General features: G+C 67.1%; 4 protein-coding genes and 1 pseudogene. 4 read left to right on the top strand and 1 reads right to left on the bottom strand.

Features of this window, described 5'->3' with window-relative positions; genetic code table 11:
• Nucleotides 1-195: 195 nt before the first annotated feature.
• The 3 genes and pseudogenes from ACWD3C_RS47485 to ACWD3C_RS47475 form a co-directional block, all read left to right on the top strand.
• Nucleotides 196-417 (top strand): annotated as a pseudogene (locus ACWD3C_RS47485) (transposase); the annotation flags it as partial.
• Between the two features lie 221 nt (nucleotides 418-638).
• The gene (locus ACWD3C_RS47480) at nucleotides 639-3,698 is read left to right on the top strand and encodes a Tn3 family transposase (RefSeq protein WP_451154877.1); all 3,060 of its coding nucleotides are present in this window, start codon (nucleotides 639-641) and stop codon (nucleotides 3,696-3,698) included.
• Nucleotides 3,699-4,569: 871 nt separating this feature from the next.
• Entirely contained in the window at nucleotides 4,570-5,037 is a 468-nt protein-coding gene (locus ACWD3C_RS47475; protein ID WP_451154875.1) for a LysM peptidoglycan-binding domain-containing protein, read from the top strand.
• Nucleotides 5,038-5,304: 267 nt separating this feature from the next.
• On the opposite strand, the gene ACWD3C_RS47470 is transcribed toward ACWD3C_RS47475, so the two are convergent.
• The gene (locus ACWD3C_RS47470) at nucleotides 5,305-5,427 is read right to left on the bottom strand and encodes a hypothetical protein (RefSeq protein ID WP_451154873.1); all 123 of its coding nucleotides are present in this window, start codon (nucleotides 5,425-5,427) and stop codon (nucleotides 5,305-5,307) included.
• On the opposite strand from ACWD3C_RS47470, the gene ACWD3C_RS47465 reads away from it, so the two are divergent.
• A partial coding sequence (locus ACWD3C_RS47465; protein WP_451154879.1) for an ISAs1 family transposase occupies nucleotides 5,405-6,307 on the top strand: 903 nt, incomplete at its 3' end. The genes ACWD3C_RS47470 and ACWD3C_RS47465 overlap by 23 nt on opposite strands.

Raw genomic sequence — 6,307 nt, 5'->3', positions numbered from 1 at the left:
ACGGCGGGAACCTCAAGCTGATGCGCCTGCGCTACCACGGCACCGCGAGCCGTTGGGGCTTCGCCCTGCACGACCCGGCCAGCGACCGCTATCAGAGTGCGGGATGTGGCGTTTCGTCGGCCTTGTCATCGCTCGATGGTGTGACGTTGGGGCATTGCTGCCGGTCAGGGGTTCGGGGTTCGCTTGAGTTGTGGCATGAGCATGCGCAAGCCGTACCCGAGCGATCTCACCGATGAGCAGTGGGAGCTCGTCGAACCCGTGATCGCGGCGTGGAAGGCCCGGCATCCCTCGGTCAGCGGGCATCAGGGGAAGTACGCGATGCGGGAGATCGTGAACGCGATCCTCTACCAGAACCGCACGGGCTGTCAGTGGGAGTTCCTGCCCCATGACATGCCCCCGCCCGGAGCAGTGAAGTACTAGGAGGCCAACCGGAATACGCCAGAAACGTGCCGTAGGGCGTCAGCGCCTGTGATCTGAGGCTTGCGAGCCCGCTGACTGGCCACCCGTTCGGATGGTTTTCTGATGAGTCGCAGTGCGCCGCTTGGAAGGCTTCTTCCCTGGTCACGCGCTTGTGACGCGCTGTGCGGGCGTCGGCTGCGTGTGCTCCGTCCGGGTGAGCGGCCGGGATCATGCGACGCATGGCTTCGGTGGAACGTACCGCGTACCCGCGGTTCAAGCGCACGATCTCGTCCCGTGAGTTGCACGAGTCGTTCACCCCGGGACCGTCCGAGGTGGAGTGGGCGCGGGGCAAGGCACGGTCGGCGGAGCATCTGCTGGCGCTGGTGGTGCTGTTGAAGAGCTTCCAGAAGCTGGGGTACTTCCCGGACCTGGAGGAAGTGCCGGAACTGGTGGTCGGGCATGTGCGCGGTCTGCTGGGACTGGACGAGGACGTGTCGCCGCGGCACGACTCGACGCGTACGGCCGCGCGGCAGCGGGACTTCGTCCGTGAACGGCTGGGTGTGGTCTGCGACAAGGAGAAGGCCCGGGAGGTCGCCGCTGCGGCGATCTACGAGGCGGTGCAGACCAAGGACAATCCGGCGGATCTGATCAACGTGGCGCTGGAGAATCTGGTCAAGGCCCGTCTGGAGCTGCCCGGCTACACCACGCTGGATGAGATGGCTTCGGCGATCCGGACCGAGGTGAACGAGGAGTTCTTCGCGCGGGTCGTATCGCGCATGGACGAGGTCGAACGGGCCCGGCTGCTGGCGCTGCTGCGGGTGGTGGCGGGCTCGCGCAGCAAGTTCGACGAGCTGAAGCGGCCGGCGAAGGCGCCAACGGTCTCCCATCTGCGCGAGCATCTGAAGCATCTGGACTCCCTGGAGCTGCTGGGGCCGACGGCGAAGTGGCTGGAGGGTGTGCCGCCGGGGAAGGTGGAGCACTTCGCCGGGCAGGCGAAGGTGCTGGACGCCGCGGAGATGTCCAAGGTCGGTGTGGTCAAGCGGCTCGCGCTCCTGGCGAGTCTGCTGCACATGGCGAAGGTACGGGCCCGCGACGAGCTGGTGACGATGTTGTGCAAGCGCATGGGGTCGATCACGAAGAAGGCCAAGGAGGACCTGGAGAAGATCCGTGAGCGGCACCGGGCGGAGTCCGAGCGGCTGGTCGCCGTGCTCGGCGAGGTGCTGGAGGCGGCCAAGGACGCGGTCGGCTTCGACGGCGAGTCCGTCACTCTGCCCACCAGTGCCCGCAAGCGCAGCCAGGTGCACGCCGAGTGCGGCGAAGCGGTGCTGGAGCGGCTGGAGAAGGCCGGCGGCCTGGCCAAGCTGTCCGAGGATCATGAGCTGGTCTCGGCCCACCACGGCGACAACTTCGCGCCGCTGATGCGGCGGCACTTCCGCAGCCACCGCAAGGTCCTTCTTGATCTGACCGAGGTGTTGGAGATGGTGGCCACCTCGACCGACGACGAGGTGCTCCAGGCGGTGGAGTTCTGCCAGGCCATGCGCCACCGCTCCAGCCAGTGGGTACAGGCCACGTACACCGTCACCGACGAGGACGGCACCGAGAAGACGCGGACGGCCACGGCCGGCTTCGCCTCGCAGATGTGGCAGCGCATCCTGTTCGACAAGCGCAGGCCGGGGAAGATCAACCGGCGGCACTTCGAGGTGTGCACGCTGTCCTACCTGGTGCAGGAGCTGCGGACCGGCGACGTGGCGGTCATCGGATCGGAGTCGTACGCCAACCTGCACGACCAGCTGCTGTCGTGGGAGGCGTGCCAGCCGCTGGTCGCCGGGTACTGCGAGCAGGCCGGACTGCCCGACACCGCGAGCGCGTTCACCGCGGCGCTCAAGCAGCAGCTGACCACGGTCGCGGCGAAGGTGGACGCCGGGTATCCGGACAACGCGGACCTGACCATCGACGCCGCGTCGGGGAAGATCGTGCTCACGCCGCGCAAGGGCAAGGACCGCCGGAAGTCCGCGCAGGACCTGGAGGCGGAGATCCTCAAGCGGCTGCCGGAGTGGAGCCTGCTGGACGTGCTGGCCCGCACCGCGTACTGGATCCAGTGGTGGCGGCACTTCGGCCCGGCCTCCGGGTCAGACCCGAAGATCCGCGACAAGCTCGCCCGCTACGTCCTGACGGTCTTCTGCTATGGCACGAACGCGGGGCCCGCGCAGGTCGCGCGGCACATGCGGCAGAAGGTCTCGGTGCACGAGCTCTCCCTCGCAGGCAACCAGCACATCACCGCGGAGAAGCTGAACATGGCCTCGGCAGACGTGATCGACATGTTCATCCAGCTGGATGTGGCGCACGTGTGGGGCGACGTCGGCAAGGCCGGGATCGACGGCTCCCAGTACGACACCTGGGAGAACAACCTCCTCGCGGAGTCCCACATCCGGTATGGGGGATTCGGCGGTCTCTCGCTCAGGCACGTCTCGGATACCTACATCGCGCTCTTCAGCCACTTCATCCCCTGTGGCGTCTGGGAGGCCGTGTATCTGTTCGAGGGGCTCCTGAAGAACGAGTCCGAGGTGACCGTCGATATCGTCCACGGAGACACGCAAGGCCAGTCGCTGCCTGTCTTCGGGCTCGCGCACATGCTCGGCGTGGAGCTGCTGCCGCGCATCCGCAACTGGAAGGACCTGACCTTCTACCGGGCCAGCTCCACAGTGAAGTACCAGCACATCGATCCGCTGTTCGGGGACCCGGAGAAGGACGTCATCAACTGGCGGCTGATCGAGAACCATTTCGAGGACCTCATGCGGGTGGTGCTGTCCATCCGTGAAGGGAAGCTCTCCTCAGCCGCGTTGCTGCGGCGCCTGGGCAACGAGTCCCGCCGCAATCGCATCTACCAGGCATACCGAGAGCTCGGGCGCGTGATTCGCACCACCGTGCTCTTGCGGTTCCTCTCGGAGCCGGAGCTGAGGGAGTCGATCCAGGCGATGACGAACAAGGTCGAGGCATTCCACAAGTTCAGCAACTGGCTGATGTTCGCCTCGGACCTGCTGCAGGACAACGACCCGGAGCACCAGGAGAAGATCATCAAGTTCAACGAGCTGCTCGCGAACTGCCTGATCTTCCATACGGCTCAAGACATCACGAAGGTCGTCAACGACCTCACCGACGAGGGCTGGGAGGTCGACCCGGTGGACCTGGCAACCGTCACGCCGTACATCACCAGCAAGATCCGCCGCTTCGGAACCTGGCACCTGGACATGGAGCCACCCGAGAACGAGGCCGTCGGGCGGCTACGGATGGCCGCATGATGCCGAGGGCCGCCGGACTGGCGGCAGATGTAGTTCTCGCCGAAAAAACAACGCTAAGGAAAAAGGTCCGCAGGTCCGCAGAGAAGCGGCTGTACGCCACGGTGGCCGAGGCCGCGCTCCGCGGGGATGAGGCGTTCTCCTACAGTGCCCCTCGCCGCGGTGGTGGCGGCACTCCGCCCGCGGCCTCGAACGGGGCGGCGGGCGCGGTGAACATCCCGGCGATGCGCAAGCTCGGGGGGCGGGGCTCTCGACTGGCCCTTACCGACCGCCGCCAAGGGATCGGCCCCGCGCGTCTCCACGGCGGCCGCCCGGGCCGGTCGACCACCGCGGGGACTGCGCCGAGGCCCCGGCCGCCGGTGTCGCGCTCGGCCTGTTGGTGTAGGGCCCACAGGCCGGGCCAACCTCGCGAATTCACGGGCGCCGCCGTGGCGTCGTCTCGTTCCCCGGAGAGCCAGGCCTTCGAGGATCTCCTCCCGGATGTGCATCCGCATCCGCTCGACCGTCCGGGCCCCGAGGCCCAGTCTCGCTCTTCTACCGAACCGAGGGCCGATCGGCCTAGTCGCAGCTGCACACCCTGACTCGAACGCTTAGCGTCACAAATAGTCACAGATGGTGACTTTTGTCTGATCGGGAGGTACCCCGAATGCGGGACAGGACGTCACGAAGGGCGATAGCTCGGCGAGGACGGAGAGGGGTTCGAAGCGCTCTGGTCATTCTCAGTAGCGTGGCTGCGACCATGACCACTGTCACGGCGGCTAGCCCCAGCGCTCCGGACCCAAGGCCCTCGAAGGGTGATCACACCACGCCGCACACAGAGCCCAAGGATCCCACTCCACAACGGGGAAAGGCCAGGCCGCCAGCACCAGGGCACGTGACGGTCAAGGCAGGCGACACGCTGTGGGGTCTGGCCGATGAACACCTGGGTACAGGAACGAAGTGGGAGTCGATCTACGACGCATCGCGTTCGGCGATCGAGAAGGCCGCACGAGAGCACCGAATGGCATCGAGTGAGAGCGGCCACTGGATCTTCCCGGAAACCGTGCTCTCGCTCCCGCACCTGGAGGGGTTGCCTACAACTCCGATCGACCTCCCGGAACTGGAGGGGCCTCCACATGAGCCGATTCCTCTGACTCTGGAGCAGGTGTCAACAGTTCTGCAGCATGTGCAACTGGTATATCTCGTCGCCGGTTGTGTTCAGCTAGTTCCGGTAGGTGTGCTACCTACTGTGCCGCCGATCCCGATCTCGCTGCCCGCCCCTGTGGGGCCGACTTGTGGCGAACTTCCGCAAGCAGTCGCCGAGGCACTCGCCCCGATCCTGCAGGAACAGGACCAGGAATAAGGAAGGTTGAGGTCTGGGAAGGGGCTGGGGAAGCAGGGCTCCGTCGTTCTCGCGGTCGGCCCGACAGAGCCGGTATGGGCCTGATACGCCCAACTCGCCGTGATGGTGATGGATCGGCAGGTACACGCGCAGGCACGGCTTCCGGTGATCATCGAGTGTCGAGTTCGCTGATCACCACAACGGAAGACCGTGCCTGCTGCGCCATCATCACCCATCCCTGCCGGGCTGGGCCAACTCTCGGGGTGTGATCCGGCCTGCCCCGACAAACTACCCGACCTGCTGGACCGGCTGTCCCGCCTGCCCGACCCGCGCCGCCACCGGGGCCGCCGTCACCCGCTGCCGTACGTCCTGACCCGCCTGCGCGGTCCTGGCCGGAGCGAAGTCCCTCACCGCGATCGCCGAATGGGCCGCCGACGCCTCCGACCAGCTCCTTCTCCGCTGCGGGGCCGCGCTGCGCGATCCTGACCGGCCCTACCGGGCGCCCAGCGAGGCGACCGTGCGCCGGGTACTGCAGCGCATCGACGGCGACGCGTTCGACGCGGCGATCGGCGGCTGGCTCACCGATCGCGCCGCCTGCCGCGCCGCCGACCAGGACGGACATCCGCCGTCCCGCCCGGTGCGGGCAGCGGTCGCGGTGGACAGTAAATCCCTGCGCGGCGCGATCCGCGCCGACGGCCGCTGCGTCCACCTGATCTCCGCGCTGCGCGACGACGGCATTGTGCTGGCCCAGCGCGAGGTCGACGCCAAGAGCAACGAGATCACCGCGTTCCGGCCACTGCTGGACCCGCTGGAACTGACCGGCGCGGTGGTGACCTTCGACGCGCTGCTGACCCAGACTGACCACGCGAAGTTCCTGGTCGAGGAGAAAGACGCGCACTACATCGCCGTGCTCAAGGGCAACCATCCGAGCCTGCACGCGCTGGTGAAGAACCTGCCGTGGCAGGAGGTTCCGCTGCTGGACCGCACCCGAACCAGCGCGCACGGTCGCGACGAGATTCGCCGGCTCAAGGCCGCCACCGTGCCGGGGCTGCCCTTCCCGCACGCCGACCAGGCACTGCAGATCGTCCGCCGGCGGCGCACCAGGCGCACCCGGAAGGTGCCGATCGAACGCGTCTACGCGATCACGAGTCTGACGGCGCACCAGGCAAACGCTGCTGACCTGGCGGAACGCGTTCGGGGGTTCCGATGTATTTCGGTGACCAGGGATGGTGAGGGGCCGCTCGGTGGCGGATTCCACGCTATGAGTGATCATCTTCCGGGTCTGCGGGCG

It is taken from the genome of Streptomyces sp. NPDC002845 (genome assembly GCF_053591955.1).
This window is presented reverse-complemented; position numbering and strand designations above follow the sequence as displayed.

What these genes read in the sequence shown, in the direction of transcription:
- ACWD3C_RS47480 (WP_451154877.1), top strand. Translation starts at nt 639, where the DNA reads ATGGCTTCGGTGGAACGTACCGCGTACCCGCGGTTCAAGCGCACGATC.